Origin of the sequence: Phytoamicus setariae (assembly GCF_016722925.1) — a bacterium.
GTDB lineage: Bacteria > Pseudomonadota > Alphaproteobacteria > Rhizobiales > Rhizobiaceae > Rhizobium_E > Rhizobium_E setariae.
This window is the reverse complement of sequence record NZ_JAEQNC010000010.1, coordinates 192,743-216,010: the sequence shown is the minus strand read 5'-3', so window position 1 is coordinate 216,010 and position 23,268 is coordinate 192,743. Positions and strand designations below refer to the sequence as shown.

The following is a 23,268-nucleotide window of genomic DNA, read 5'->3' as shown; positions in this document are numbered from 1 at the left end:
CTGTTATGACCGGATTGTTGAACGAAGCTGCTGAATTGCAGCCTTCAGATCGTCAGCGTCGCGCGTGACGTTTCCCGGAGCATCTCGCGTGCCGGATTTGAGGTCCGCAATGAACGCCTTGGCATCTTGCGGAGACATGCTTGCAGCGGCGACCAGCGCGTTTTCCATTACACGTTCGCGTGGGACGGCCCTGGAGGCATCGGCCTTTACCTTCACAGCAGCGGCCGATACCTTGCCGTCTGCCAACCCCTGCTCGATAGCAGACGAAGCATTGAACATGGTGCCGTCGCCGCGACGGCGATCCATCCATGCCGCTGCCGTTTTTGCATCGACGCCCGCACGCGCCGCATAAATATGTGCCATGGCGTCATCCACCTCGGCCAAAAGCTCCGCTGCGTCCTTCGCGTTGAACTTGTTACCAACGACGACGCCGGAGGCGTTGTGAACCATGATGAACGAGCCATCGGCCATCAGCGTCTCGTCGCCAGACATGGCAATCACTGACGCTGCCGAACCGGCCATACCGATTACGTTTATCGTCACCTTGGCGGGATGAGCACGGAGCAAGTTGTAGATGGCGAGGCCGGAGAAAAAGCTGCCGCCAGGTGAGTTGATGCTGACGGTCACGTCACGCTTGCCGATCGCGCGCAGCGCCGCAGCAATCCGGCGTTCAGAGTTGTCGACGGCCGTGAAGGGATCGATGCCGATCTGCCCGTAGATCGAGATCTCCGTCGCATCGTCTGCCCCGGCCGAAATGACGGCTGGATCAAATGCATCAATGTTCTGGTCCGGAGGCTCGAAATTGAGCCATTCCGGCTTCTGGAATGCCTGGACTTCAGGCAGCTTTCGGAGGCTCATTGGCCTGCTCCTTCTTTTGAGCGAGAGGGTTCGGCGCAATCGTGCGCTCCGGCAAATCCATCCAGTCGCGGATTTCCGGATATTCCATCCACGGCTGGTGCCCGCCCGAGCCAAGCGCCTTGGCGAAGAATTCCGCTTGGTCTTTCATCGATCCGCGCAGCAGCGCGCCGGCATTGAATTTGGCTTCGAGTTGGTCTTTCTCTGCGTCAGTCATGCAGGATCGCTTGATCGCCTGTTCCCAAGCTGTGAACCATGGATTAAGCGCATAGCGGACGAAAATCTGACCGAGGATATCAACACCGGTTCCCCAACTCGTATCGTCGACACCCAGAAACGGGCGCGGTACACCGAAGGCGCGGCCGATTTCCTCGACCTGCAAGGCGCGGGTTTCGATCTGCTGGCTATCCTGCGCTGTGTTGGCGAATTTCTCCGGCTTCATGCCCTCTTCGAGGATCATCCACTTGTGGGCGTTCTCCGCACCTTGATAGCGCGCCTCCATGCTCTCGCGTAGGTACGCCAGAGCTTCTGGACCAATCTTGTTCGGATGCACCAGCGCGCCGCCGACCAACATTCCGTTCTTGAACAAGCGCGCTTGCGCCTTTTCCGTATCACGCGCCAAGGCAATTGCATCGGCGGCAACCCTGACCATCGATGTGCCGGACAGCCCGTCTTCCGAATCCGCGTAGATGTGCAGAACGTCAACCGGATCAAGAACGCGCTCGCCGCCTTTCGGGCGATAAACATATTCGACGGACCAGTCGTTGCGCTGGCGCGGCTCGATCATTTCAGGGTCCAGCGGTACCAGTCGGATAATCCGTCGCCCAGAGCGCACGATAAGCGCATAAGCGTTGCCGCTGATGAGCGCGCGGCGCTGCATCAATTGGCGGAAATTGAAGGCGGTCTGCCAGTCGTTCGGCTCACGGTGGAGGAGTTTGAACAACGGGTGCTCGCGCGCCTTTTCCTTCGTCTCGCTGTCAATCAGATGCAAAGGCAGCATGCCCATCGCGTAGGATATCAAGGTGACGCAGCGGAAAACCGCTGTGTTCTTCATGGCCTCCTTAGCCGAGATCGCGCTGCCCCCGTCACCGCCAATGCGTATAAACTCCAGGAGGCGAGGATCATCTATGCCGTTGAAGGTCTGGGTCTCGCCAGCCATCGCGAATACCTTGGAGGCCTGCGGCGGGGATCGGCGGAACATTTCAAGTAGCTTCATCCGATCACACCACCAAAATGCCGCGCCGCTCATAGACCGAGGGGCCGGTAGCTTCAGGATTCCGGCTCATAACGGTGACGGCATCGAACAGAGCCATGACCGGGTCGATCTTCGCATCGCCGGCATTTTGCTTCGTCGCGCGGACGCCTGTTGCGGTCGGTTCGATCTTGAGATTACCAACACACCAGGCCATCAGCTTTGAGCCGGCGTGGCGCATCGTTCCATTCGCCAGCTTACGCTCAGCGGTTTTGATGGCGTTCATCATGGCCCATCCCTGCGGTGCGCCGATTAGCTGACCGCCTTCCTGCGTAATATCGATTTCCGCTAGAGCTTCGATCATCTCGCCGAGCCCTGCCGGATCAACTGCAACCGAAGCCAGCAGCCCGCGCCTGTTGATCGTGTCGATGATCTCAATGATTGCCGAGATGTCCGCCAGTTCGTCGTCAACGATCGTCAGTTCATCGGCACGCTTGAAGTCGAGAAGCATCGGAGCGATCGACTTACGTCGCTCAAGAACACCTTCGTGACACCAGGCATGAGTCCAGACCAGCCAGTCTCGCGTTTCCTTGTGACGCCCGACAGCGGCGAAGCCGAAAAGATCGTCCAACCCGCCGCCGTCGATACCGACGACAACGACCTCCGACTGATCGAGCAGGCTGTCCAACGAAAGATCAGGTTCAGCACGACGCGACCAAAAGTCAGTTCCGGCCCACCGGTTGTTTCGATGGCTTTGCCCAATTTCGACATTGAGGTGCTTGGCCAGGAAAGTGTTGCGGGTGCTGGCGTCCTTAGCCAATTCCTTTTTTAGTTCGTCTTCAAGCCATTCCCGGCTGACAGATCGGCCAAGATTCGGGTTGGTGATGTAGAAATTGTTGGGATCCAGATAGGCTTCGCTTTCCAGCATTGCCTTCGGAAACTCGTAGAGGACGCCAAGCGACTTCATATCTTCGATCTTGCCGTCCCGCACGTCGCGAAAATAGTCAAGCTTGGCTTTGAAGACCCCAGCAGGCGGTGCGTCGGATTGCGTCGAAAGCGAAATGACAAAGCCTTCCGGCCTCGACACCAACCCGCCCGTCGCCTCGCGGATCATCGCGTCCGCCTTTGGCTTGGCTCCGAACACCCAAAGCTCATCAATCAAAACAAACGCGGCCTTCTTGCCCGACACCGTGTCGTTATCGGCCGCCACCACCTTCAGTACCGCGCCGGTCGTCCGATGCGTGATGGTCCGGTAGTGATCCTGGACATGAAGCAGGTCGGCTAATTCTTCGTCGGCCCGCACCATGTCGGCGGCCGGCTTAAAGCTGTTCTGTGCAACCTCGATCGTCGGTGCAATAATCAGCAGTTCCGCCGACATACGCCAGTTTCGGATCAGTGCCGTTAGCATGATCCCGGCAGCTATGGTCGACTTTGCGTTTTTCTTCGAGATGAGCAGGAAGAACTCGCGGATCAGGCGCTTGCCGCTCTCCGGGTCATAGGCGCCGAAAATCGACGCGACGAAATCGAAAACCCATGGCTCGCAGGCTTCGCCAAATGTAGGGCTTCCCGCCGCATCCACGATACGCAGCGACTTGAACACTGCAAGCGCCGCGTCAGACTCGTCCTGGAACAATGGTGGAGCGACAATCAACGGTCTGCCGGCAACGATGCGTTTCTGCCAGTCCTTACAGGCAGTCGTCCACTGCTTCATTTGTTGGATACGACCAGCTTCGGTGCCGATGGTGCAGCGAACCGGCCACCGACCTTTTCCGCAGCCGCCTGCTTCTGCGCCTTCTTGCCTTCTGGGGTTGCCGCCTCGTTTAGCGTCTTGATTGCCGTGCTGAGGTTCTTCAGCGTCGACGCCCGCTCGCCAAGCGAGATAGCCTTGAGCAACGCCTGTCGGCGGCGAGGGTCCGATTCCTCGTCGCAGATCATGTCTTCCAGATCTCCGACATGGGCGGTGACGGCCTCTAGCTCGTCCATCATCCTGGCAGCGATGGCGCGGCCACGATCGGAAAGGTCCTCGGGTTTTACAGACGCTGGCGGGATGATCTCGATAGACACAGCCCTCTGTTCGCGTAGCTCCTGAAACGGCCCCTTTGGCGCTTCTTTGCGGGTCCAGCCATCGGCTTTCGCGCGCTTGTGGATCGCAGTGTCAGAAACACCGTACCAACGGGCAATTTCGCGGATGCCCATCACACCGGCGCGGTAATCGCGTTCGATACCGACCCAATCAATGGGCTTGTCGTTCTTGTGTTTTGACATGGTTGGTTTGCACCTCGGTTTGCATCTGCAAACTTACTGGGAGGGAAAAAATCTCTGAATGTGGGGGACGCGGGTGCAGCAGGTCGAGGCCTTCCAGACTTTGACCCGCCCACCTGGGTGCCTGATTTCTGGCTTATGTGGTTATCGTTCGAATGTGCGCTTACTGCTTGCTTGCATGCTGACTGATGATCAGCGCTACGTGCTTGCCTGTGAATCGGTCTGGCCGGCTACGTGACGGGAACATATTGCAGGTTCGATTGCAGCACATTGATGGAGGCTCACGTGCGTAGACTTTTGAACTACGAGCAGCACCACACACCCGTCGGATCCATGGTGGTTCGGTTCTATCACTCCGGTGATCAGATCCGCTGCTATGTCCGTCAAACCCTAGCAGACGAAACCGGTGACAAGATCTTCCCAGGTGAAGGACTCGATCCCGAAGTTGCGCTGCGTCTGGCCGCAAACAGGCTGCAGGATCATCCGGACCAGCCTATCTATATCGAGCTATCCGAAGGGATACAGTGGAACCCTGATTGGGTAGAGGACACAGCTACCTAGATAGCAGTGCGCCACGTTCCATCCGTTGCTTGTCGCCATCATGGCAGGGCTTGCAGATGCACCAGACGTTGTCCTCGTTGAAGAACATGGCCCTGTCGCCGTGGTGCGGTTCCTTGTGGTCACCTATCAGACGGGATGTGTTGCCATCGACCTTGCCGCACATCTGGCAAGTGAAGCGGTCGCGGATAAGCACCAGCATCCGCAAGACCTTCCATTCAGCCGAGTGATACCACTTGCGCCAGTGTTGGGTGCGCTCACGTTCTCGGTCTCGGGCCTTTTCGCCGGGTGCGCGACCGATACGGGGTTTAACAGCGCACACACGGGGTTCGATCATTTTGACCTTGCGACTCATTCCAGTTGCTGATCCCCTACAACTCCTCCGCCACACATCTCCCTGCGACTTGGCACCAGAACCATCGGGATTGCGGCTCTCCGGCCAGCGCAAGAACGTAGCTCCCCCAAATTGTCGCTACTAAGAGAATTAGTACGGCTGCAATACGAAACATCGAGGCCCTATGACAGACGAAAAGCGGATTAACATCGAAACGGGAAAGCCAGACGTTGGCGCTATGGTGGTCAGGGGTACGGTAGGTCTCATACCGGTGTTAGGACCGATACTCGGCGAGATCATCACCCACTTCATACCAAACCAGCGGCAAGACCGGATTTCGGACTATATCCAACGATTAGACGTACAACTGTCAGATCTCCACGAGCAAATTGTTCGGGAGAAGATGAAAGACGCCTCTGCGATAGACTTGTTTGAAGAAGGAGGCTTCCAATCGGCTAGAGCTCTTTCGGATAAACGACGTGACGAGGTTTCCGCCTTAGTTGCATATGGCATTCGCGGCGAAGACAAAGAACGCATCGAAGCCAAGAGACTTCTGCTCCTTTTCCGAGAAGTGGACGATGACCAGATTGTCATTCTATGCAGCTATCTTCGGCGCTATCAGCAAGATGAAATGTTCCAAGAAAGGCACCGGCACATCCTAGACCCCTTCGTAGCGCATCTTGGTTCCGATGATGAGGAGTTTGATCGCGCAACGATGTATGAGCTTTCTAAGCAGCAACTTTGTTCGCTTGGGCTTCTCAGCACTAGCTTCAAAAGCATAAGGAAGGGCGAGATACCTGAATTTGACAGCAACACCGGAATGATGAAAGCATCTTACACCCAGATTTCACCACTCGGGCGGCTGCTTTTGCGAAGGGTCGGACTTGCGGATGACAACGACTACTAATGTCACTCAATAACGAAACCGCAGGGTAAAGTTCCCCGTCATGCCACGCGCTGTTTGCTGTAGCCGGGTTCAGGTATCGGTTCCTAGACCGAGGGACCCAAATCATCCTGCTTATTTATTACACTACCGAAACGAATTTTTCAAGCCGCCTCCTCGCGTACCACGTCAGCAGCATGTACGGCCCGAGACGCCGGCCGGTTAACCAAACGAGGAGTGGATCAGCATCGCCCCGGCATATGCATAGAGGGCGAAAGCCCCTAAAGCACAAAGTGCCGCTGCGGCAACGACAGCGGAAGTCCATTTCATCCCATTTCTCCTGAGGTAGCGGCATGTCTGCTTGTCTCGGATTTAGAGGCGCGCCGGCGAATACTTGTCTGGGGAGGAACTAACTCAGGCCGCCTTCGTTCCTGCATCTGGACCCCTATGGAGGATTGATCGATGGGCATTGAACAAGCGCCGACAAAAGCCGGAAAAGAATCCGCTCGCGGGTTGAGAAAGGCTACCGCTGCTGAAGAACGCAAGGTAGAGGCCGAAAAAGGCTCCGAACTGAAAAAGGGTGCTGATCGCGTCGAAGAGCGCTCGCAAAGCTCGGACGGGAAGAGCGCTGGCGAGAAGCAGCGTCAGTAATCTCTAACTGCGCGAGCTAGGAAAAACAAAAAAGGCCGGGCAAACCCGACCTTCCTCACATCGCTTCTTTCACCAGTGCCAGTACATCCGTGGTCAAAAGTCTAGAGCGACTATAGCCCTGCGAACATCCTTGGACGCTCACCAGCAAGGCCGATGAACAACCTATAGCGGCACAATGTGTTCGAAACAAGTTCGACTGGCATGCCTCATCCGCTTCGGCAGGTGTCCTTGGAATCTGCTGAAATTATTAAGGCACTGAACCAATTTATTCATGCCGCCTCCAGTTTATCCAGTGTCAGCGACAGGCGGTGCTCGCTTCCGAACAGTTCCATTCGAAAAAACGCGTGACCTCCGCTGATCTCCTCGACCCTGACGATCCTGTCAGCGAGTGGGCCATCAACGACAACGGCAGCATCGCCTACGCCGTATTCGCGGTGCGTCCTCATGTGCCTTTCAGCGTCCGGACGGCGCAAGCCATTGCGGAATAGCGAGACAAGCCTGCCCATCCCCTCAATCGGAGCGGGCTCGCCTTGGACGCCGACGACAGACAGGATAAGCGGCGTCTGGAAGACATGGAACCATGAGGGGTCGCCAGCAAAGCCCGCGAAGACGTACCGGGGCATGACAGGGAAGTGCCGAAGCACCTTCTCCTTCGTGTAGCGTGATTTCTTCCGCCAGAGGCTTTCGAACGGGCAAAAGGTCACAACACCTCTGCGCTTCAGGATCTCTTGCGCGGCGAACTCTTTCTGAGGCGGCACTACCAGCGCATACCACGTCAGGTCTGCGACCAGTTCAAAGCCACGGCCATTACGTTCCGCCGGACTGCGTGTGTTTGCTGTCTTCATCATCAAACCTTTCAAATGCCGCTCATATGGCGCGATACTGCACGTCGAGATCCGTCTCGATCGGCATGTCTGCCTCGGTGATTGATTGCCGTCCCATTTCAGCCAGTTCGTCAGCGCGTTCGTTGCCGATGGCTCCGCTGTGGCCTTTTACCCATGCAACCGATATATTTGCGGCGCGGCGGATCGTCAGAGCCTCGTCTATTGCCACCCATACCGCGGCATTGGCGAGGCTCTGGTTTTTCTCGGTAGCGTTTGGCCCGCCACGCTTCCAGCCGTTGCGCTTCCAGCCATGTCGCCATTCGTTGACGCCCTTGACCACATACTGACTATCGCTCCAGATCGTGATCGCCAGCGCTGGGTACTGAGTCGCCCAGCGTATCGCCTGCAGAACCGCAGTGAGCTCCATCGTGTTGTTGGTTGCGTCTTTATCGCCCCCATTGTCGGAATATATCTCCTGACCATCCAGATAGGCGACAATGCCCCATCCACCGGGACCCGGGTTCGGTACGCAGGCCCCATCAGCGAATACGTGGTGGCCGGACAAGACTATCGATGGCGTGAACGATGTCAGATAATCAGGCTTCGGCTTCGGGTTGAAGTTGCGGGCCGGCTTCATGCCGCACCTCCCCAGTTGGACGCCATTTCTTCGAGCAATTCGAAAAGCATGTCAGCCGCTAACCCCGCTCTACCGGAGTTGCATTCATGGGTTCGGGCCAGATCCCAGACGTAGTTGAAATTATCTGGCGACAACTCCTTAACGTCGTCGACGATAACCATTATCGAGCCGATTAATTGCGCGAACCTAAGCCGAGCCTCGGCTGGAATCTCATTGTTTGGCTCGTCACGCGTGACATGCGTGACATCACGTGACACGTGGCCGGGGAATCCGACTACTTCACCCATTGATCTGATCCTTTCTGTTTGCCGCGTCACTGCGCAGCACATCGTTCCAATCCTGCCCTACGCTCAGAGGCATGCGGACGTCGACCTGATACCCTCGGGCTTTGAGGCGCTTTGCTAATCCGTAGGCCGCAGCCTGTCCGGTGAAGCTCGCATCGTTGTCGCCGAAAACCGTAACCCTGCCCGTTCCTGCTGGTGGCGACCACTTTTCCAGCGCTCCGGCCGTCAAGGCCGCCCACGTTGGAATGCCGAACAACTGCGCCGCTGCCAGTGCGGTTTCGATGCCTTCAGCGATGCCGAGGTGTTCAAGTGCCTTGGTAAGGCGGACAGCCCCGCCGTCTGGCAGTTTGCCCAACACCTTCTTTGGCATGGGTACCGACGCTTGGCCGCTTCCGTCGTGGCGCAGGTAAGTGCGATGGATGCCTGCTGCCTCTCCAGCCTGATCCTGAATGACCGCGACCATGCCAGGCATGCGGCCGGCGAAATTGCCCTCATCGTCGAGATACAGTAGCCGAGGGTCCAGCCTGATTGCGGTCGACGGGGTCCATTCCAGCCCACGGCCTTTAAGGTACTTGGCGACGGCATCGCCGGCACTGACTGCAACGGCTCCGTCCCAGATCTCTTTCGCCCGGGGTAGGTCGTTTCGGACGGGACGCGGCGCATCGGCAACGCTGGTAACGTTACCGGAAACGCCGTTCAGGACCCGCTCGATATCGGCCATCGCCTGCGCGATCGTCAGGCCATTGATCTTCTGGTGAAGATGGACACCGTAGCCCGGGCCGCAGTGATTGCAGATCCATGAACCGCTGCTGTTCTTGTTGTCGAAGCGAAAGCGATCCTTTCCCCCGCATATCGGGCATGGCCCTTTTTTGCTTTTGAGGAAGCGTTCATCAATCCCGAGACTGATCAGGATGCACGACCAGCGGCCCTTCGAGCGGTCGATTAGATCCCGGCTCATTGATGCACCTCTTTCGTCCATGTCATGTCGTCATGGACAACATCATCCGCATCAACGAACTCGTCACGCGTATACGTATCCCCTAGAGGTCTTCCGTGTGGTTGAGGCTGTTGTGTATTCCCTCCTTCACCCTCCCTCCTCCATCCTACATCCTCCATCTGCCGATGAAGTTCCGTACCAGTTCCGAACTGGTTCCCCACCGGTTCGGAACTCGACGTCCTTAAAGCGACGTAAGTTCCGAACTCGGGCGGCATAGGATGGATGTCGTTTGGCTTTTTCGGGCGCTGGTAACGACGGAAGTTGCGGATCGCACCGTAGGACCTACCGTCGATTTCGTAACGTCTGACGATGTTTTGCTGCAAAAGCTCATCGAGCAACTCCGAGACGACAAAGTCGTCGGCCGAGAAGAGGCGCATTTTGAGAGTGCGAGGCTTCCATTCGAAAATACCCTTGTCGTCCGCCTCGGTCCATAGACCGATGACAAGCAGGCGTGCCGCAACTGAACACTCGACAAACGCCTCGTCAGAGAAAAGCCCGGGATGAATGCTGCGAATTCGTGCCATGTCTCACCTCAAAAAGGCAACGGGTCGTCCATGTCGCTGTCGACGCGATCATGGCCGGTGCCGCTGCTGGTGTTGACGCTGTTGGACTTCCGCCCGCCACCGGGGCGAACCGTCCTGTTTGAAACGACCGAATCCGCGACGACCTGCAGCTGTTCGTGTTTTTCGCCCGAACCAGAGATCCAGCTGTTGCGCTGAACCCGGCCCGATACGCTGACCATGTCGCCCTTTCGGCACTTCAGGAAATCCTTGGCAACGCGGCCGAAGGTGACGACCCCCATCCAGAGCGGGGGATCATCGTGGTCGCCGATGGCAACAGCGATGGAGCCCACCGCCATGGCCTTGCCGGATTGCGTGCTGATCTGCTTCGGATCCTGGCTGAGACGCCCATATGCTGACGCGTGCATCATATCGCGTTCCCCTTCGGCGACGAAAGCTTCCGCTCGATTCCCTGCGTCCACTCAAATGCTAGGCGTGTGAACGAGAAAATCCGCTCCAGATGATGATTGCGGGTGTCGCCGCAACCGAACTTCACCTCCCCGAAAGCTTCCAGTGAAGCGCCGAGCAGTTCCTGAAGGTCGGTCAGGTCTGAAATGACCGCGTCTCGGTCGTAAGGTGCGTTAATGATCTCCATGGTGCCCCTCCAGATCTGGATCGGCCATGGCGATGATTTCCTTGAGCGTGCATTTGGCAACAATGGTGCCTCTCTGCATAGCGTCTCGCTCGTGCCTCATACTGATCGACATCGATGCAAGCTCGATCAGGCTCAGCAAATCACGCAGATCGTGGAGACGATCCAGAAGATCGAGTTTGCGGTCCTCTGTGACTCCCCTGCCACCCGTTTCAATGGTCTCCATGGGGGGCCACCTTCTGCTCGGAACCAGCCTCTTCAAAGGTCTCATCAAGCAGGCGTTCCAAGCTATTCAAGCGCCCGACAACATCGTTCCAAGCAAAGCTCAGGATACCCATTTCATCGTCGGTAAGCCGGATATGCCATAGCTTGTCATCCGGCCGGATGCCGCTCAACATGCGATAGTCGCGCAAATGATCATCGAGCAGTTCCGCAAGAATATAGGCCATCCGGTGCGAGTCTCGGATTGGTCCCTCGAACTGGTTCAGTGCTCCAAGAGCAGCCATATCGTTGAGGATGCTGCGAGATTGATCCACGCACTCCAGGATCTGATCCGCAAGCCGCCTCATCCAATTTACGTTTTCAATGTCGGCGAACGGCTCCCCAGCGCCTTTAATTGCCGTGGCGGCTGCATAAATCTTGTCGAGCATGTTGACTTTGACTTGCGCCCCGGCGTTCATCCCTCGCCTCCTTGCATGCTGCTCAGCTGCTGGTGAGCGATGTTGAGCGTATCCAGCGCATAGGTGAGGACGTAGCCAATCGACGCGATATCCTCGTCGTCGACGAGCCCGGTCTCGGTGTTGGCATGCAGGGCCAAACGTGAAGTGCGGATCAGGTCGATTGCGAAGTCGACGTTATCGATCGCCTGGTTGTCGTGATACTTGGTGCGGATGTTGGCTGGCATAGCTTCGCCAGCCCGTTGTTTCGCGGTCATATGATTTCTCTCCGAATGTCGAGGATGGGTGCGCCCCGAAAGGCGCTGCCCCTAGTTCACGTCACTGGATTTCTAAGGCATACGCTTCGCGCCACACATCGGCGTGATAGCCTTTGACGCTGCCATAATTTGCATCGAACACGTCGATCGGCGGGATACCCAACTCTTGCGACACATGCTTGAGCATCCGCCATTCGAATTGCTGACCGTGGTAAAGCAACGACATACGCTTGACGGTCGCATAGTCGCGTGATCGGTCGAGTTCGATCTCAAGCCGGTTTGCCTTCTTCACCGCCTGGCTGGCGGTGTTCATTGCCGTGGCCTCTCGGCGTGATCCGATTTCAGCCTTGGTACGCTCAGCGATTTGTCGAGCTTCGTACTCGCTCGCCCAGGCACGAGCGGCGGCTGCGGGATCGGAGAAGTTCGGAATGGATGGCTGAGCGGCTTCCAGTTCCATCCAGCGGTCAATGATGCGGGCGCGAAGCTCGACGCTATAGCCGGAGCAAAGGATCAGGGTTTCGCGCTTCGGGAGGAAGTAGACCTTTGACGGCCGGCCACCTGTCGGCGCTTCGACCTTTTCCTGAAAAGTAAGGGAAAGTTCTGAGGCGACCTTTTCGATATCTGCGCGGACGTTGTCGTGGCGCTTCCCGGTCAATTCCGCAATCTCGCGGCTCGACATGGTGACGGAGTTCCCAAACCGGGCGACTGGAAATCCGCTATGAGGCATGCTATTGAAGTGGGTGTCCATATTGGCTCCTATGCTCTGGACGGAGGGAGAACCGCTTGCAGGCGGTTGTCATTTTGAGAACGGTCGTCGCGTGAGGTTGCAGCCTCGTCGATGGCCGTTTTCGTTTTCGGGCTCATGCTGCGGCTTCCATGAAGAACGCGATGAGTTTGGATCGCGAGCAGACCCAGCGACCGCCGACTTTCTTTGCTGGGAGAAGTCCAGCGCTCAGCATGTGGAAGGTTTGACGGTCGGTGCGGCCGATCAGTTTCGCGATTTCAGCAACCTCCCAGATCAAATCCATTGTTTCATTGGCAGAGTTTGGCATTAATTCGCTCTCCGTTAGGGTTAACGACACCAAATTAGTGTCGCACCATCTTGGTGTCAAGACATGGTGTCAAAATAGTGCTACTGGACTGTGCGTAAACTAATTGGGCACGGTGGAATGGCTGAAGAAGATGAAATTCGAATCACGCTCCGGCTGCCGGTAAGCTTAAGGGATCGCTTAAAGGCCCGGACTGATCAAAGCGGGCGCTCGATGAATGCTGAGATCGTAGCGCGGCTTGAAAGTTCATTCGAAAGCAATGTTGACCCGAAAGCCCTGGCAGAAGCGTTTGCTGTAGTCGAGGAAATGCGCACTCGGATGGACAGGCAGTGGGAATACATAAAAAAGGTCGAAAAAGAAATTCTGGATGAGCGGCGCAAATCTGACGAAAAATTGCGTGAAAAGCGTCAAGATCTCGCAAACTATCTTTGGAACCGGCGGGCCAGGTTTCGAGAGGAATTGGTGCGTAAAGAAGAGAGCATCGAGAATCGCGAGGCGAGGTTCAATCAACGAAAACGCGAAAAGGAGGAATCACTGTCGTTGAAAGAAAAGGAGCTGGACGAAGCCATCGAGCGCTTTAGAGCGCGGGAAGTACAGCTTTCCGAAGTTATCCGATCCCTTGCAAGAGGCGCCGACGGCTTGGAGAAAGAGTAGTGTCAGTCCGCAAACGTGAATGCACCAGCCCCAAGGGTGAAGCGAAAACCGCATGGGTGGTCGACTATACCGACGCTGGTGGCAAGCGCCGGCTGAAGACGTTCACCAAGAAAAAGGATGCAGACGCATTTGCCTCAACAGCATCGGTCGAGGTCCGCGAGGGAACGCACGTCGCCGATCGAGAAACAGTGACGGTCGAGGCCGCCAGCAAGCTCTGGATCGCGTCGACAAAGGCGGCAGGACTGGAACGCTCGTCGGTCGAGGACTACGAACGCACGCTGCGCCTGCATATCATCCCCTTCATTGGTGCCTATCGCCTGAATTCCCTGACCACGGCTCGGCTCCGTGCATACGAGGATCAACTGCGCGAGGCCGGTCGGTCCGCATCAATGACGAGGCGCGTACTCACCTCATTGGGAACGATGCTGGCAGATGCGCAGGAGCGAGGGCTTGTCGTGCGCAATGCTGCCCGCGAGATGCAAGCCCGCCGGGGGCAGAGTGCAAATCGCCAGGAGAAGCGCCAGAAAGGTCGGCTGAAGGTCGGCGTAGACATCCCCACCCGCGAAGACGTGAAGGCACTTCTATCAGTTGCCGAGGGGCGTTGGCGTCCACTTATTCTGACAGCTACGTTTTGCGGCCTGCGTGCTTCCGAACTTCGCGGGGTTCGATGGCAGGATGTCGACTTCGACAGACGAGAAATTAAGGTTCACCAACGCGCCGATCGGTTCAACGATATCGGCCGACCCAAGTCGATCTCGGGCGAAAGGACCGTGCCGGCCCCTCCCCTTGTTATTAATGCGTTGCGTGAATGGAAGCTGGCTTGTCCAAAGCGCGATACCGGCAAGCGGGACGACGACGGCAATGCCGTGATGGCGCATGACCTTGTGTTTCCAAATGGTCGAGGGAAAGTCGAGAGCCTGAACAACATCCTACGCCGTGGCCTGCATCCCCTATGGATGACTGCAGGCATCGTGACCGAGACTGAGGAATTTGACCAGGAAGGCAAGCCGGTGCTTGCTTCCAAATATTCAGGCCTGCATTGTCTGCGCCATTGGTTCGCGTCGTGGTGTATCAATCGTCGAGAAGATGGCGGGCTAGGACTGCCGCCTAAAGTGGTGCAGGAGCGTATGGGCCACTCGACGATCGCCATGACGATGGACACCTATGGACACCTATTCCCACGTAATGACGACGGGTCCGAACTGGCTGCTGCAGCCGATTTCGTTCTTTCTTGATGCAACATGGATGCAACATAGAGCATCAATGCCCTGCATTTCAGTCGGTTGAACCTGATTTGTAATCAGGGGGTCGCGCGTTCGAGTCGTGCTGGGGGCACCATTTACCTATTTACAAACAATGTCTTAGGCCAAGAACTCATCTTTCGGATGGCTCTTGGCAATTTGCTGGATTTTCCGGTGTTTACGCCACTTTACATGGACTGACGGGTCGTCCGTGGCGCACATTTGTCGCACGCGACAGCGCTCGGCCTAGTGCCGTGGCCTCTAACTTCAACAGCGATACACGCTTTATCCTCACGAAACTTCGCGAGGCTCTCGGCAACGGCGCGCTCTTCAGCCTGTATAGACTTGAAGCGCACGCCTCCTCCCCTCGAATCATCTCGCGGGACAATCTCCACCCCGGCCGCATCGAGGGCATCGGCGACTTTCTTTCGGGACCGGCAGTTCCGGGCGTCTTCATTCCTCTCCATGAGGGCAACCGTGTTGCGCGAAATCTTCGCCTTCTCGGCTAGTTCCGAGATGGTCCAGCCAAGCAGAGCGCGCGCGGCACGTATTTGCGCAGATCACGTATTTGCGCAGATAGTGCGTACATCCTCATAATCCGACAAACCAATCAAACAGCCGCCTGTCAAACTTGTGCACCATGCACGCTTTTAGGTCCTGAATTGCTCAGCTTTGCTAGACGCCGCCGCCGAAGCTTGCGGCGTCCCGCCCTGGAGAACTCGCATATCGAGATCGGGGACCTTGGGGTCAACCTGGAAATTCTGATCATTTCCACGGGAGATGTGGAAGCGGTGTCCCGCTCGCACCTTGACTGAGATTGTATAGTCGATGTCTAGGATTTCAGCCGTGATGGGCACGGCAACTATGCGTCATTTGCAGACGTACTCATTATCAGCCCGCGAGGGCCAATCCCCCCTGACGACCGATGTCCCTCTCGATTTCTCGGACCAAGCTATCGAGAGCCGGATTTCTCGACTTACGTGCCCGTCGTACAACGTAAGCCAAGGATGGCGGCAGAGGCAGGCGGTCGGTCATTATCTGCATCTCGCCTCGGATATGGCGGTCGCTCAGCAACGCTACACCCATTGTCGCGTTCACAGCGGACACAATTCCAGCGGCGCTTGAACACTCAAATACGGTTTCGAGAACCGCATCGTCCTGGCCGATGTCGAGCGCCCATTGTCGATAGAAACATTCGTCATCGAACGACAAAAACGGTATCGGTTCATCCTGCCGGATCATCAACTCGGGATGCTTCACCCAGTGAAGGCCCTCTCTGTAAAGGACCACGTCGTTCGGTCGCACCTCGTGGCTGAAGACCTGGACGATTGCAGCATCAAGTTCGCCGCGCTCCAACATGGCGCGGAGGACCAAGCTCATGCGTACCTTGGTTCGGACCGTGACGTTTGGGTGAAGCCGCCTGAAGCGGCCAAAGATGCGAGCGAGATCAGTACACGCAGTGTCTTCGGTGAGTCCGAGTAGAAGTCTTCCGGCGAGCGGCGTTTTGGACAGACTTAACAGCGCCTCGTCGTGCAGTCCAAGGATGCGCCCAGCGTAGTCCAGCAGGTCTTCGCCAGCCGACGTGAACATCGGCCCGACCGTTTTCCGCCCGAGCAGCTCGCAGTCGAGGCTGACTTCGAGTCGTTTAATTTTATGGCTGACGGCGGACTGTGAGAGACCTAGTGCGACCGCTGCTCTGGTAATGCCGCCATGCTGGCGGATTGCGGAAAGCGCCCGCAATGCATCGATTTCGAGTCGGCGATTATTCAGCGCGTTCATGGCCATATCCGTTTAATTTTCCTTGGAACGAACCTACCACGAACTATGCCGATCATGACATCGTTTTAGAGTATGTCATGCATCCATCGATATTTGTCAAGTGCGCCGATCGCACTTTCCCCTTACCGGTTATCGTATTCCTCGCGACAGAGCCCCAATGACCGTTACCTCTCTTACTTCCGCCACCACCAGTCGCCATCCTCTCTTATGGCCATTGCTCGCCACTCTCCTCATCATCGGATGGAGCTCGGGCTTCGTCGGCATCCGGTATGCCAACCAGGAAGCGAGCGTCATGCTTCTGCTCTTCTGGCGGACATTGCTTTCAGGACTGATCCTTCTGCCCTTTGCGTTGGCAATCGGGCCAAGGATATCCATGCGTGCGATCCGCGATCAGGCCCTGTTCGGCGTCATGGCCGTGTTCCTGTATCTGGGAGGCTTCGCGCTGGCTATCGAGCAAAAAGTACCCACGGGGCTGGTCGCGCTCATCGCCGACCTTCTGCCGCTGGCTATCGCCGCGCTCTCACAACCTGTCCTCGGCGAACGGCTGACCTCAGGGCAGTGGGTGGGCACTGTGATTGCCGTCATAGGTGTTTTGATCGTGTCCTTCGACAGTCTCAGTTTCGGTACGGCCCCCGTATGGGCATACGGCCTGACGGTGGGTTCGATGCTCATCTTCGCTATCGCGTCGGTGTTGCACAGAAGGCGAAAGACGCAGCATATGCCTGTCCATCAAAGTCTTTGCATCCAGACGCTGATGGGTTCGGTTCTCTTCGGCCTGTGCGCGTTGACACAGGGCAGCCTTGCTCCACCGATGACCCGTGATTTCGCCATCGGGATGATCTGGCTGATCCTGATCTCGACGTTTCTTGCCTACGCGGTCTACTACACCAGCCTGCGGCTCTTCCCCGTCGCCAAGGTGAGCGCCGCGATTTATCTCAGCCCGCCCGTGACGATGCTGTGGGCATGGATGCTGTTTTCAGAGCCCCTGACTGCCGCAATGTTTGGTGGGCTGGCAGTGACGTTGGTTGGCGTTTGGATGACGTCGCGGAGCTGACCAATGCTCAATCGGCGGCGACAATGCAATGGAAGTAGATCGCTGTGGGCCTATTGCGGTCCCTGTCAGGCGTTACGCGACCAGATAATTCCAAGGAAGCAACGTATCGATCTGACTCTGTTTATGGCCGGTGACGATGGCTGAGAGCGTACAGGCCAAGTAGGCGTGCGGACCCAGTTTTCGGCCCCAGTGTCGTGGCCTGCAAAGAGCGAGTTTTTCCGATTGAGAGCTATTGGCCGGATGGTTCTTTCGACGCTATTGTTGTCAATCTCGATACGGCCGGCGGTCAGGGATAAGCGCAGGCCGTCCCAGTATTTGGCGATGTAGTTCAGAGCCTCGCCTAGCGGCGATTTGTTGGCGACGCGGGCACGGTGATGTGCGAGCCATGTTTCCATGTCCGCGATCAGCGGTTTTGATCGCGCCTGTCGCGCAGCCAAGCGGGAATCCTCGTGCGCGGCGGTGCCCGAAATGGAAAACCTCGATATCGGATAGAAACAGAGTCTCCCCCGAGGGTTAGAAACTTTCCCGCTTTTCCGATTTTGGTGTAACGTCGCGAGAATATCCGAGGGATATGCCGGAGACCAGAATTATAGCTCCCCGGAACGGATGGGTGGCTGTATTGCGGCGGCAGGGTGCTCCCAACCGCTTTGCATGCCTACAGGAGAAAGAAATCATGACAAAGCAAAGACATGTACTTGCAGTTGGTTTTGGACTCGCGGCTGCAATCTTTCTTGTCACGACACCTGCGTTGAGCGATGGAACAAACCGGTGGCCGCCGACAAGCGTCGACAAGCCTGTTCCGAAAGTCAAAGGCATGCCGATGGTCCTAGCCAGGAATCTGGCCACATTCGACGACCTGGACTTCCATGTCTATACCGGCCAGCAGTGGAAGAACCTCCACAAGAGTCACGCCAAGGACGTTATCGTGCACTATCCGGACGGCCACACCACGAAAGGAATTCCAGATCACATCAAGGAACTGGAATTCATGTGGACCTTTGCTCCGGACAATCGCATCACCGAACATCCGATCCGTTTTGGCACCAAGGATGGCGAATGGACGGCGGTGGCCGGTTTCCTCGACGGCACCTTTACCAAGCCGATGGTTCTGGCAAGCGGCACGACAATCCAGCCGACGGGCAAGACGTACCATCTGCCGATGGCCACCTTGGGGCGCTGGAACAAGCAGGGCACCATAGACGAGGAATATCTGTTCTGGGACAATGCCGCTTTCATGAAGCAAATCGGTGTGGGACAGTAGGGATATGGCGCTGGTTTTCCGCCGCGCATCGAGCCATCAAACTAGCAATCATACAAAGCCGCCATGGTGAAGCGGCCGACGATGCCGTCCGGCTCAAGTCATCTGGCCTTCTGGAAGGCAACAACGGCGGCTTTTGTCTTCGGCCCGCGCTTGCCATCGACGACGACAGGAAAGCCGTGGGCAACCAGCCTGCGCTGGATATGCACAACCGCACCATCCGATCCGGCCCGTCGACGGGCGCAGGGGTGGCAGAAAGGCGGCGGTAGGCCTCGGCCATCCTGGTGTCGTAACGATTGACCATGTAGGCCGGCCCGTTATAGCCACGCGCCACAGCGGGCCCAGTCGTGCCGGGTAAGCGCGCCCTTGAGGCCGCTCTTTTCGATGAAGCCGGCAATCAGTTCGGGACTGCTGCATTCTTTAAAGAGGAGTGTTCTATTCCAGTTATGGCGACGATCCACTTTACAAATCCGTAAGTTGACCATGGCGGGCGCAGTCGGCATAGCTCGACCCAAAAGAGCGGCTTCGCCAATTCGCCGACGATGATCGTTGTGCTGACCGCTACGCGGTCGAACATCGTGCTCTCTGTTGTCCACAACGCACCTGATTGGCCGAAATGGAGAGTTTCGGAATGCGGATCGCCCGACCCACTGTTTCGAGCGGAGTGTTATGTCTAGCGACCGCGCTGTACCTCCTCGCCTTCACCAACACTCCGTTTTGGCAAAAGCTAGGCGCATATTTCGCCGCTCATCCTTCCAAGTTGATCGTCGGCGGGACAGCCGTTTTCCTCGTTCATGTGGCGATTCTGCTGGTTTTCTCACACAGAGTGATCCTAAAGCCAATGATCATGTTGCTGGTTCTTGTCGCGGCGGGCGGCTCGTACTTCGCTGACACGTTCGGAACGATCATCGACCGAAACGTGGTCGAAGCCGCGCTGACGACCACCAGCGCCGAATCCGGGGCGCTGATCACGCCGAACTTCCTACTCCACATGATGGTCTACGGCGTGATCCCTTGCTTGCTTGTGGCGTTGATCCGGCTCTCCGATCCGCCATTTCTCCGCAAGCTCGCGGTGAACACGCTGATCTGTATCATCTGCCTAGTGGGCGCGCTCATCCTCATTGGATCGGATTACGGCAGCTTCTCGTCCATGTACCGAGAGCACAGGGTAGACATCATGGGGCGATTGATGCCGTCCGCGGTTATCCGCAGCCTCGCCAGCTATGCAACCCACAGCGTGAGTGACCGCCGCATTGTAATGAAGCCACTGGGCGTCGATGCAAAACAGACGCTGCCTTCCCTGCTCTCCGGGAAAAAGCTGCTGACGATAATCGTTGTCGGAGAGACGGCTCGCGCCGCGAACTTCAGCTTGTTCGGGTATGACCGGGCCACCAATCCCGAATTGGCGAAACAGGCCGTCGTCGCTTTTCCAAACACCGCAAGCTGCGGAACCGACACCGCGGTCTCTCTCCCTTGCATGTTTTCGCCATTCACTCGGGTCGAATACACACAGTCCAAATTCCGCGGTTCAGAGAACCTCTTGGATGTCCTCAAGCACGCCAAGGTACAGGTCGCGTGGTTTGAAAACAACACCGGAAGCAAGGGTGTCGCCGATCGCATCGAATACAAGGACCTGCAGGCGTTCGACGACAAGCGCTTCTGTGAGTCGGGCGAGTGCAAGGATCAGATTCTGATCGAATCCCTGAAGCATTACTTCGGAAGCATCCGCGGAAACACAACTGTCGTTCTGCACATGACCGGAAGTCACGGGCCCGCCTACTTCCGCCGCTATCCGCAGGAGTTCGCCAAGTTCAAGCCCGACTGCCGCACGAGCCAATTCTCCGACTGCACGGCCGAGGAAATTCGCAACGCCTACGACAATTCCATCCTTTACACCGACCACATCCTGTCTGAGTTGATCAACCTGCTCCAGGCGAACGAGGGCGAGTTTGCGTCGTCCATGATCTACATGTCCGACCACGGGGAATCGCTGGGCGAAAACGGCTTGTACCTTCATGCCGCACCTTATTTCATGGCTCCGGAAGTTCAGACGCATGTGCCGTTTATCGCGTGGTTCTCGCCTGAATACGCGTCGGCCACCAAGCTGGACGTTTCATGCTTGAAAGCCGGGGCCGCGGAGGCCGCGTCCCACGACAACCTCTTCCACACAGTGCTCGGGATGACGGGTGTTGCAACGTCAGTCTACGATCAATCGCTTGATCGGTTTTCGGATTGCCGTCGCAAATGAAGTCCAAACGTCTTCGAGATTGTTCATGATGCGGTCTCTTGCACGCTTTTCGTGGAGCGATTGCAATCGTGGAAATAGCTGCAGAGCCAACCCCTTTATTCAGCTTCCAGTGTCAATACATCCACGCGTCGCTCTCACGCCAATGCGCGTTGACCAAACCACCACGTTGAAGCATGGAAAAGGACGACCCCGGCAAGGAGCGGCAATCCGTCAAAAACCACGCATGCAAGACACGATGCCCCGCACGCAGCTCGATATGCGAGCGTCTTTATGGGCGTCGTCGCACGGCGGCGGTCACACACCAATGTGAAAGCCGCGATGAAGTTGCCCGCCGCCGAGACCGGCAACGCCGCCATCTGATATGCCGTCAAACCGTTCGCCGCGCCAAAATAGGTGCAATAGATCCCGTCCTTTGCCATCCGGAGCAGGAAGAACACGTACTGCACGCCATTGATGATCGCAGCAGCGAGGACGGCCGCCAGAAGGACGATCGCCAGTTTCAAAGCCAGGCTTTTGAGAGTTTTCAACGGCAAAGGAACGCGACGGATGCGATGTCCAACCAGCGCTCCCGCGATTTGCCCGAACACAACCGTGGACACGACGACGCCCGTCTGCCAGAGCGGCAAGCCGATGGACGTCGCCGTGATGTTTTCGAGCAGTGCGCATTTCGCGAAATCAAGATATTCCATTTGATCTCATCGGGTGCCGCCTTTGATATGCGGCGAGGCTGTCGAAAAACGATCCGTCGCTGCATGCGATTTACAGCTGTAAAAGGCTGATTTGGATTTTGATGCTGCTCTCATTGTCGGCGTCCTGCAAATGGAAGGCCCAGCGATCATTGCCGGGCCTTCCTCGTGCCCTGTCTTGAGAGGATCAAGAGGGGTCAGGGCTCCGCGGTTAATCCTTGGGCGGGCACGCTCTCGGGTTCGTAGACGAAGGACATGTAGGCGACCGTTACGACGATGATTGCCAGGAAGAGGATGCTGGTCACGATCGTGCCGAAGCCGAGGCCGCCGTACTCCTGCGGCTGGGCAAGGAGGTCGCCGATCGAGGCACCCAGCGGGCGCGTGAAGATGTAAGCCAGCCAGAAGGCGGCGATCGCGTTGAGCTTGAAGGCATAGTATGCGGCGGTGATGGCGACAATTAAGCTGGCGAAGATCAGCGCAGTCGTAGGATATCCAAACTCGAACTGTTCAGCGACAAGATCGCCGGCAGCCGTGCCGAGAGCGAAAGTGAAGAGGATCGCTAGCCAGTAAAAGACCTCGCGTTTCGTCGTGTAGATCGAGTGGATTGAAAGCGTCTTCTCGCTGGCGTACCAGACCGCGAAAGTCAGCGCGAGGATTACCGTGAACGCGATGGTCGAGACCTCAAGAGGCACGTTGAGTTTGTCGGTCAGGTTATCTGTTACGAGCGTCCCGACGACGCTGATCAAAACGACCGCCAGCCAGTATGCCCACGGGACGTAACGTCGCTGTGCGAACTGGAGGACAAGCGCAACACCCAGAACCGCCGTCATGATCAACGAGGTCGCAGTGAGGCCGAGGCCCAAATTGACGGCGAGGTAGTCCGCAGCTGTTTCGCCCATCGTTACCGCTGTCAGCTTGATCAGCCAGAAATCGGCAGTGACCCGTGGGACCCGGTTGAGCGGGTCATTCGTGTTTGCATCGTGTTGCGACATGTCCGTAGCTCCGAGGCCTACTTGCCTATGGCGGTCATGGCGTCCTTGAAGAAGCCATTGGCGCGGTTGTCATCGTCTGCGTTGCAGCGGTCGATGCCTTGGTTGATGAGCTCGTCGACCTTCGCGGCGTCGGCGGCGCTCAGTGTGGCGCTGGAGCGGGCAGCGCGGACCTCATTGAGCGTCTCCTCGCACGGCACTTTTGCGAGGGCCGCAACTGGCACGAGGATGGCGAGCGCGCCGATCGCGGCAGCGCGGATCATGATTTTCATGGTTGTCTCCAGCTATCGGTTTGTTGGGAGTTACTCGGCGACAGGGTGCCGAAGCGTGTCGATCAGCGCCGATACCGTTCTCTGTGCGTCGGTGGCGCTGGGCGAACGCGCGCTAAGGGATTCGATGGCAGCATCAGCCGCGTCGTCGATCACGCTCCACTCCGCCTTGTCCTTGGGATAGAGAGTCTTCTCCGCTTCGTCCCAGGCCGACGCGAAGTCGGTGATGCGCTGCTCCGCGCCTTTGAGGTCGCCCTTGTCGACCAAGACCAGAGTGTCGTTTGCGATCCCTTCGAACGACGAGAGGTTGCCGAGCTTGTTGGCCGCAATAGCGGACGTAGCGATCAGCGCGGCGACCAAGACTACAGGCGTGAGCTATCGTTTCATTTTAGAATCTCCGTTGAGCGTAAATCGACGCGACGGAGGCAAAAATGCGGGGCCGACTTTACCGCGACTTTGCCGCAACTATACAAATCAG

At 57.1% G+C, this 23,268-nt stretch carries 32 protein-coding genes, 1 tRNA gene and 2 pseudogenes; 9 read left to right on the top strand and 26 right to left on the bottom strand.

Going from position 1 to position 23,268, the window contains the following annotated elements:
- Window positions 1–3: 3 nt before the first annotated feature.
- Genes JJB09_RS18565 through JJB09_RS18550 form a run of 4 tightly spaced genes read right to left on the bottom strand, consistent with a single transcriptional unit; the run spans window position 4 to window position 4,312 of the window.
- On the bottom strand, window positions 4–858 hold the full coding sequence (locus JJB09_RS18565; protein WP_201661561.1) for a head maturation protease, ClpP-related: 855 nt from the start codon (window positions 856–858) through the stop codon (window positions 4–6).
- Window positions 836–2,071 (bottom strand): phage portal protein, encoded by a 1,236-nt coding sequence (locus JJB09_RS18560; protein ID WP_201661559.1) that lies wholly within the window; start codon window positions 2,069–2,071, stop codon window positions 836–838. The genes JJB09_RS18565 and JJB09_RS18560 overlap by 23 nt, the downstream gene beginning before the upstream one ends.
- Before the next feature lie 4 nt (window positions 2,072–2,075).
- Entirely contained in the window at window positions 2,076–3,758 is a 1,683-nt protein-coding gene (locus JJB09_RS18555) for a terminase large subunit (protein ID WP_201661556.1), read from the bottom strand.
- The gene (locus JJB09_RS18550) at window positions 3,755–4,312 is read right to left on the bottom strand and encodes a hypothetical protein (RefSeq protein ID WP_201661553.1); all 558 of its coding nucleotides are present in this window, start codon (window positions 4,310–4,312) and stop codon (window positions 3,755–3,757) included. Before JJB09_RS18550 ends, JJB09_RS18555 begins: the two co-directional genes overlap by 4 nt.
- A 282-nt stretch (window positions 4,313–4,594) precedes the next feature.
- Here JJB09_RS18550 and JJB09_RS18545 point away from each other — a divergent pair, with 282 nt between their 5' ends.
- Window positions 4,595–4,870 carry a hypothetical protein gene (locus JJB09_RS18545; RefSeq protein WP_343229052.1) on the top strand — a complete coding sequence of 92 codons (276 nt, stop codon included), beginning with the start codon at window positions 4,595–4,597 and terminating at the stop codon, window positions 4,868–4,870.
- Here the strand turns inward: JJB09_RS18545 and JJB09_RS18540 are convergent.
- Entirely contained in the window at window positions 4,863–5,204 is a 342-nt protein-coding gene (locus tag JJB09_RS18540) for an HNH endonuclease (protein ID WP_246748779.1), read from the bottom strand. The two genes, JJB09_RS18545 and JJB09_RS18540, sit on opposite strands and share 8 nt — an antisense overlap.
- A gap of 181 nt (window positions 5,205–5,385) precedes the next feature.
- On the opposite strand from JJB09_RS18540, the gene JJB09_RS18535 reads away from it, so the two are divergent.
- Together JJB09_RS18535 and JJB09_RS18530 are read left to right on the top strand one after the other, a co-directional pair.
- The gene (locus tag JJB09_RS18535) at window positions 5,386–6,108 is read left to right on the top strand and encodes a hypothetical protein (RefSeq protein WP_201661545.1); all 723 of its coding nucleotides are present in this window, start codon (window positions 5,386–5,388) and stop codon (window positions 6,106–6,108) included.
- A 438-nt stretch (window positions 6,109–6,546) separates the two neighbouring features.
- Entirely contained in the window at window positions 6,547–6,735 is a 189-nt protein-coding gene (locus tag JJB09_RS18530) for a hypothetical protein (protein ID WP_201661542.1), read from the top strand.
- Window positions 6,736–7,004: 269 nt separating this feature from the next.
- On the opposite strand, the gene nusG is transcribed toward JJB09_RS18530, so the two are convergent.
- The 12 genes from nusG to JJB09_RS18470 form a co-directional block, all read right to left on the bottom strand.
- Window positions 7,005–7,583: a transcription termination/antitermination protein NusG gene (gene nusG / locus JJB09_RS18525; RefSeq protein ID WP_201661539.1), complete on the bottom strand. Its 579-nt coding sequence runs from the start codon at window positions 7,581–7,583 to the stop codon at window positions 7,005–7,007.
- A gap of 19 nt (window positions 7,584–7,602) precedes the next feature.
- Entirely contained in the window at window positions 7,603–8,196 is a 594-nt protein-coding gene (locus JJB09_RS18520; RefSeq protein ID WP_201661536.1) for a ribonuclease H family protein, read from the bottom strand.
- Window positions 8,193–8,483, bottom strand: a complete 291-nt coding sequence (locus JJB09_RS18515) for a hypothetical protein (protein WP_201661533.1) — start codon at window positions 8,481–8,483, stop codon at window positions 8,193–8,195. Before JJB09_RS18515 ends, JJB09_RS18520 begins: the two co-directional genes overlap by 4 nt.
- On the bottom strand, window positions 8,476–9,438 hold the full coding sequence (locus JJB09_RS18510; protein ID WP_201661529.1) for a DUF7146 domain-containing protein: 963 nt from the start codon (window positions 9,436–9,438) through the stop codon (window positions 8,476–8,478). Before JJB09_RS18510 ends, JJB09_RS18515 begins: the two co-directional genes overlap by 8 nt.
- Entirely contained in the window at window positions 9,435–10,001 is a 567-nt protein-coding gene (locus tag JJB09_RS18505; protein WP_201661526.1) for a hypothetical protein, read from the bottom strand. Before JJB09_RS18505 ends, JJB09_RS18510 begins: the two co-directional genes overlap by 4 nt.
- A gap of 8 nt (window positions 10,002–10,009) precedes the next feature.
- On the bottom strand, window positions 10,010–10,408 hold the full coding sequence (locus JJB09_RS18500) for a single-stranded DNA-binding protein (RefSeq protein ID WP_201661523.1): 399 nt from the start codon (window positions 10,406–10,408) through the stop codon (window positions 10,010–10,012).
- The gene (locus tag JJB09_RS18495) at window positions 10,405–10,632 is read right to left on the bottom strand and encodes a hypothetical protein (RefSeq protein WP_201661520.1); all 228 of its coding nucleotides are present in this window, start codon (window positions 10,630–10,632) and stop codon (window positions 10,405–10,407) included. The genes JJB09_RS18500 and JJB09_RS18495 overlap by 4 nt, the downstream gene beginning before the upstream one ends.
- Window positions 10,619–10,855, bottom strand: coding sequence for a hypothetical protein (locus JJB09_RS18490; protein WP_201661516.1), 237 nt, complete (start codon window positions 10,853–10,855; stop codon window positions 10,619–10,621). The genes JJB09_RS18495 and JJB09_RS18490 overlap by 14 nt, the downstream gene beginning before the upstream one ends.
- Window positions 10,842–11,309, bottom strand: coding sequence for a hypothetical protein (locus tag JJB09_RS18485; protein ID WP_201661513.1), 468 nt, complete (start codon window positions 11,307–11,309; stop codon window positions 10,842–10,844). The genes JJB09_RS18490 and JJB09_RS18485 overlap by 14 nt, the downstream gene beginning before the upstream one ends.
- Entirely contained in the window at window positions 11,306–11,563 is a 258-nt protein-coding gene (locus tag JJB09_RS18480) for a hypothetical protein (RefSeq protein WP_201661510.1), read from the bottom strand. The genes JJB09_RS18485 and JJB09_RS18480 overlap by 4 nt, the downstream gene beginning before the upstream one ends.
- Before the next feature lie 61 nt (window positions 11,564–11,624).
- The gene (locus JJB09_RS18475) at window positions 11,625–12,242 is read right to left on the bottom strand and encodes a Rha family transcriptional regulator (protein WP_246748778.1); all 618 of its coding nucleotides are present in this window, start codon (window positions 12,240–12,242) and stop codon (window positions 11,625–11,627) included.
- A gap of 181 nt (window positions 12,243–12,423) precedes the next feature.
- A complete protein-coding gene (locus JJB09_RS18470; protein WP_201661507.1) occupies window positions 12,424–12,615 on the bottom strand; it encodes a MerR family transcriptional regulator in 192 nt (63 codons plus the stop codon).
- A gap of 117 nt (window positions 12,616–12,732) precedes the next feature.
- Here JJB09_RS18470 and JJB09_RS18465 point away from each other — a divergent pair, with 117 nt between their 5' ends.
- The 3 genes from JJB09_RS18465 (at window position 12,733) to JJB09_RS18455 (ending at window position 14,604) form a co-directional block, all read left to right on the top strand.
- Entirely contained in the window at window positions 12,733–13,266 is a 534-nt protein-coding gene (locus JJB09_RS18465; RefSeq protein ID WP_201661504.1) for an Arc family DNA-binding protein, read from the top strand.
- Window positions 13,266–14,501 (top strand): tyrosine-type recombinase/integrase, encoded by a 1,236-nt coding sequence (locus tag JJB09_RS18460; protein ID WP_201661502.1) that lies wholly within the window; start codon window positions 13,266–13,268, stop codon window positions 14,499–14,501. Before JJB09_RS18465 ends, JJB09_RS18460 begins: the two co-directional genes overlap by 1 nt.
- 30 nt (window positions 14,502–14,531) lie before the next feature.
- Window positions 14,532–14,604 (top strand) — tRNA-Ser (locus JJB09_RS18455).
- 91 nt (window positions 14,605–14,695) lie between these two features.
- Here JJB09_RS18455 and JJB09_RS27155 read toward each other — a convergent pair.
- Window positions 14,696–15,058 (bottom strand): helix-turn-helix domain-containing protein, encoded by a 363-nt coding sequence (locus tag JJB09_RS27155; RefSeq protein ID WP_201661634.1) that lies wholly within the window; start codon window positions 15,056–15,058, stop codon window positions 14,696–14,698.
- A 340-nt stretch (window positions 15,059–15,398) separates the two neighbouring features.
- A complete protein-coding gene (locus JJB09_RS18445; RefSeq protein WP_201661500.1) occupies window positions 15,399–16,286 on the bottom strand; it encodes a LysR family transcriptional regulator in 888 nt (295 codons plus the stop codon).
- Between the two features lie 157 nt (window positions 16,287–16,443).
- Between JJB09_RS18445 and JJB09_RS18440 the strand changes: the two genes are divergently transcribed.
- Entirely contained in the window at window positions 16,444–17,340 is an 897-nt protein-coding gene (locus JJB09_RS18440; RefSeq protein WP_201661498.1) for a DMT family transporter, read from the top strand.
- Window positions 17,341–17,412: 72 nt separating this feature from the next.
- Here the strand turns inward: JJB09_RS18440 and JJB09_RS18435 are convergent.
- A pseudogene (locus JJB09_RS18435) lies at window positions 17,413–17,786 on the bottom strand (IS66 family transposase); the annotation flags it as partial.
- A gap of 227 nt (window positions 17,787–18,013) precedes the next feature.
- Here JJB09_RS18435 and JJB09_RS18430 point away from each other — a divergent pair.
- Complete coding sequence (locus JJB09_RS18430; RefSeq protein ID WP_201661496.1) at window positions 18,014–18,601, top strand: ester cyclase; 588 nt, start codon at window positions 18,014–18,016, stop codon at window positions 18,599–18,601.
- A 98-nt stretch (window positions 18,602–18,699) separates the two neighbouring features.
- On the opposite strand, the gene JJB09_RS18425 is transcribed toward JJB09_RS18430, so the two are convergent.
- Both JJB09_RS18425 and JJB09_RS27150 read right to left on the bottom strand, forming a co-directional pair.
- Window positions 18,700–18,807, bottom strand: coding sequence for a peptidoglycan-binding protein (locus tag JJB09_RS18425; protein ID WP_201661494.1), 108 nt, complete (start codon window positions 18,805–18,807; stop codon window positions 18,700–18,702).
- Window positions 18,808–18,866: 59 nt separating this feature from the next.
- Window positions 18,867–18,932: pseudogene (locus tag JJB09_RS27150) on the bottom strand (N-acetylmuramidase domain-containing protein); the annotation flags it as partial.
- A 297-nt stretch (window positions 18,933–19,229) separates the two neighbouring features.
- Between JJB09_RS27150 and JJB09_RS18415 the strand changes: the two are divergent.
- On the top strand, window positions 19,230–20,846 hold the full coding sequence (locus tag JJB09_RS18415; protein WP_201661492.1) for a phosphoethanolamine transferase: 1,617 nt from the start codon (window positions 19,230–19,232) through the stop codon (window positions 20,844–20,846).
- Between the two features lie 134 nt (window positions 20,847–20,980).
- Here JJB09_RS18415 and JJB09_RS18410 read toward each other — a convergent pair whose 3' ends face one another.
- The 4 genes from JJB09_RS18410 to JJB09_RS18395 all read right to left on the bottom strand — a co-directional run bounded on the left by JJB09_RS18410 (window position 20,981) and on the right by JJB09_RS18395 (window position 23,150).
- Window positions 20,981–21,535 (bottom strand): hypothetical protein, encoded by a 555-nt coding sequence (locus JJB09_RS18410; RefSeq protein ID WP_201661489.1) that lies wholly within the window; start codon window positions 21,533–21,535, stop codon window positions 20,981–20,983.
- Window positions 21,536–21,729: 194 nt separating this feature from the next.
- Entirely contained in the window at window positions 21,730–22,524 is a 795-nt protein-coding gene (locus JJB09_RS18405) for a COG4705 family protein (protein WP_201661487.1), read from the bottom strand.
- Window positions 22,525–22,541: 17 nt separating this feature from the next.
- Entirely contained in the window at window positions 22,542–22,793 is a 252-nt protein-coding gene (locus tag JJB09_RS18400) for a hypothetical protein (protein ID WP_201661483.1), read from the bottom strand.
- A gap of 30 nt (window positions 22,794–22,823) precedes the next feature.
- Complete coding sequence (locus tag JJB09_RS18395) at window positions 22,824–23,150, bottom strand: hypothetical protein (RefSeq protein WP_201661479.1); 327 nt, start codon at window positions 23,148–23,150, stop codon at window positions 22,824–22,826.
- Window positions 23,151–23,268: the final 118 nt, after the last annotated feature.

Coding starts and splice junctions, on each gene's coding strand:
- JJB09_RS18540 (WP_246748779.1), bottom strand. CDS start 5,204: ATGATCGAACCCCGTGTGTGCGCTGTTAAACCCCGTATCGGTCGCGCA.
- JJB09_RS18520 (WP_201661536.1), bottom strand. CDS start 8,196: ATGAAGCCGGCCCGCAACTTCAACCCGAAGCCGAAGCCTGATTATCTG.
- JJB09_RS18550 (WP_201661553.1), bottom strand. CDS start 4,312: ATGTCAAAACACAAGAACGACAAGCCCATTGATTGGGTCGGTATCGAA.
- JJB09_RS18530 (WP_201661542.1), top strand. CDS start 6,547: ATGGGCATTGAACAAGCGCCGACAAAAGCCGGAAAAGAATCCGCTCGC.
- JJB09_RS18535 (WP_201661545.1), top strand. CDS start 5,386: ATGACAGACGAAAAGCGGATTAACATCGAAACGGGAAAGCCAGACGTT.
- JJB09_RS18445 (WP_201661500.1), bottom strand. CDS start 16,286: ATGAACGCGCTGAATAATCGCCGACTCGAAATCGATGCATTGCGGGCG.
- JJB09_RS18495 (WP_201661520.1), bottom strand. CDS start 10,632: ATGGAGATCATTAACGCACCTTACGACCGAGACGCGGTCATTTCAGAC.
- JJB09_RS18410 (WP_201661489.1), bottom strand. CDS start 21,535: ATGGAATATCTTGATTTCGCGAAATGCGCACTGCTCGAAAACATCACG.
- JJB09_RS18485 (WP_201661513.1), bottom strand. CDS start 11,309: ATGAACGCCGGGGCGCAAGTCAAAGTCAACATGCTCGACAAGATTTAT.
- JJB09_RS18555 (WP_201661556.1), bottom strand. CDS start 3,758: ATGAAGCAGTGGACGACTGCCTGTAAGGACTGGCAGAAACGCATCGTT.
- JJB09_RS18470 (WP_201661507.1), bottom strand. CDS start 12,615: ATGCCAAACTCTGCCAATGAAACAATGGATTTGATCTGGGAGGTTGCT.
- JJB09_RS18500 (WP_201661523.1), bottom strand. CDS start 10,408: ATGATGCACGCGTCAGCATATGGGCGTCTCAGCCAGGATCCGAAGCAG.
- JJB09_RS18515 (WP_201661533.1), bottom strand. CDS start 8,483: ATGGGTGAAGTAGTCGGATTCCCCGGCCACGTGTCACGTGATGTCACG.
- JJB09_RS18565 (WP_201661561.1), bottom strand. CDS start 858: ATGAGCCTCCGAAAGCTGCCTGAAGTCCAGGCATTCCAGAAGCCGGAA.
- JJB09_RS18415 (WP_201661492.1), top strand. CDS start 19,230: ATGCGGATCGCCCGACCCACTGTTTCGAGCGGAGTGTTATGTCTAGCG.
- JJB09_RS18505 (WP_201661526.1), bottom strand. CDS start 10,001: ATGGCACGAATTCGCAGCATTCATCCCGGGCTTTTCTCTGACGAGGCG.
- JJB09_RS18405 (WP_201661487.1), bottom strand. CDS start 22,524: ATGTCGCAACACGATGCAAACACGAATGACCCGCTCAACCGGGTCCCA.
- nusG (WP_201661539.1), bottom strand. CDS start 7,583: ATGATGAAGACAGCAAACACACGCAGTCCGGCGGAACGTAATGGCCGT.
- JJB09_RS18490 (WP_201661516.1), bottom strand. CDS start 10,855: ATGGAGACCATTGAAACGGGTGGCAGGGGAGTCACAGAGGACCGCAAA.
- JJB09_RS18400 (WP_201661483.1), bottom strand. CDS start 22,793: ATGAAAATCATGATCCGCGCTGCCGCGATCGGCGCGCTCGCCATCCTC.
- JJB09_RS18440 (WP_201661498.1), top strand. CDS start 16,444: ATGACCGTTACCTCTCTTACTTCCGCCACCACCAGTCGCCATCCTCTC.
- JJB09_RS18465 (WP_201661504.1), top strand. CDS start 12,733: ATGGCTGAAGAAGATGAAATTCGAATCACGCTCCGGCTGCCGGTAAGC.
- JJB09_RS18510 (WP_201661529.1), bottom strand. CDS start 9,438: ATGAGCCGGGATCTAATCGACCGCTCGAAGGGCCGCTGGTCGTGCATC.
- JJB09_RS18475 (WP_246748778.1), bottom strand. CDS start 12,242: ATGTCGAGCCGCGAGATTGCGGAATTGACCGGGAAGCGCCACGACAAC.
- JJB09_RS18480 (WP_201661510.1), bottom strand. CDS start 11,563: ATGACCGCGAAACAACGGGCTGGCGAAGCTATGCCAGCCAACATCCGC.
- JJB09_RS18560 (WP_201661559.1), bottom strand. CDS start 2,071: ATGAAGCTACTTGAAATGTTCCGCCGATCCCCGCCGCAGGCCTCCAAG.
- JJB09_RS18430 (WP_201661496.1), top strand. CDS start 18,014: ATGACAAAGCAAAGACATGTACTTGCAGTTGGTTTTGGACTCGCGGCT.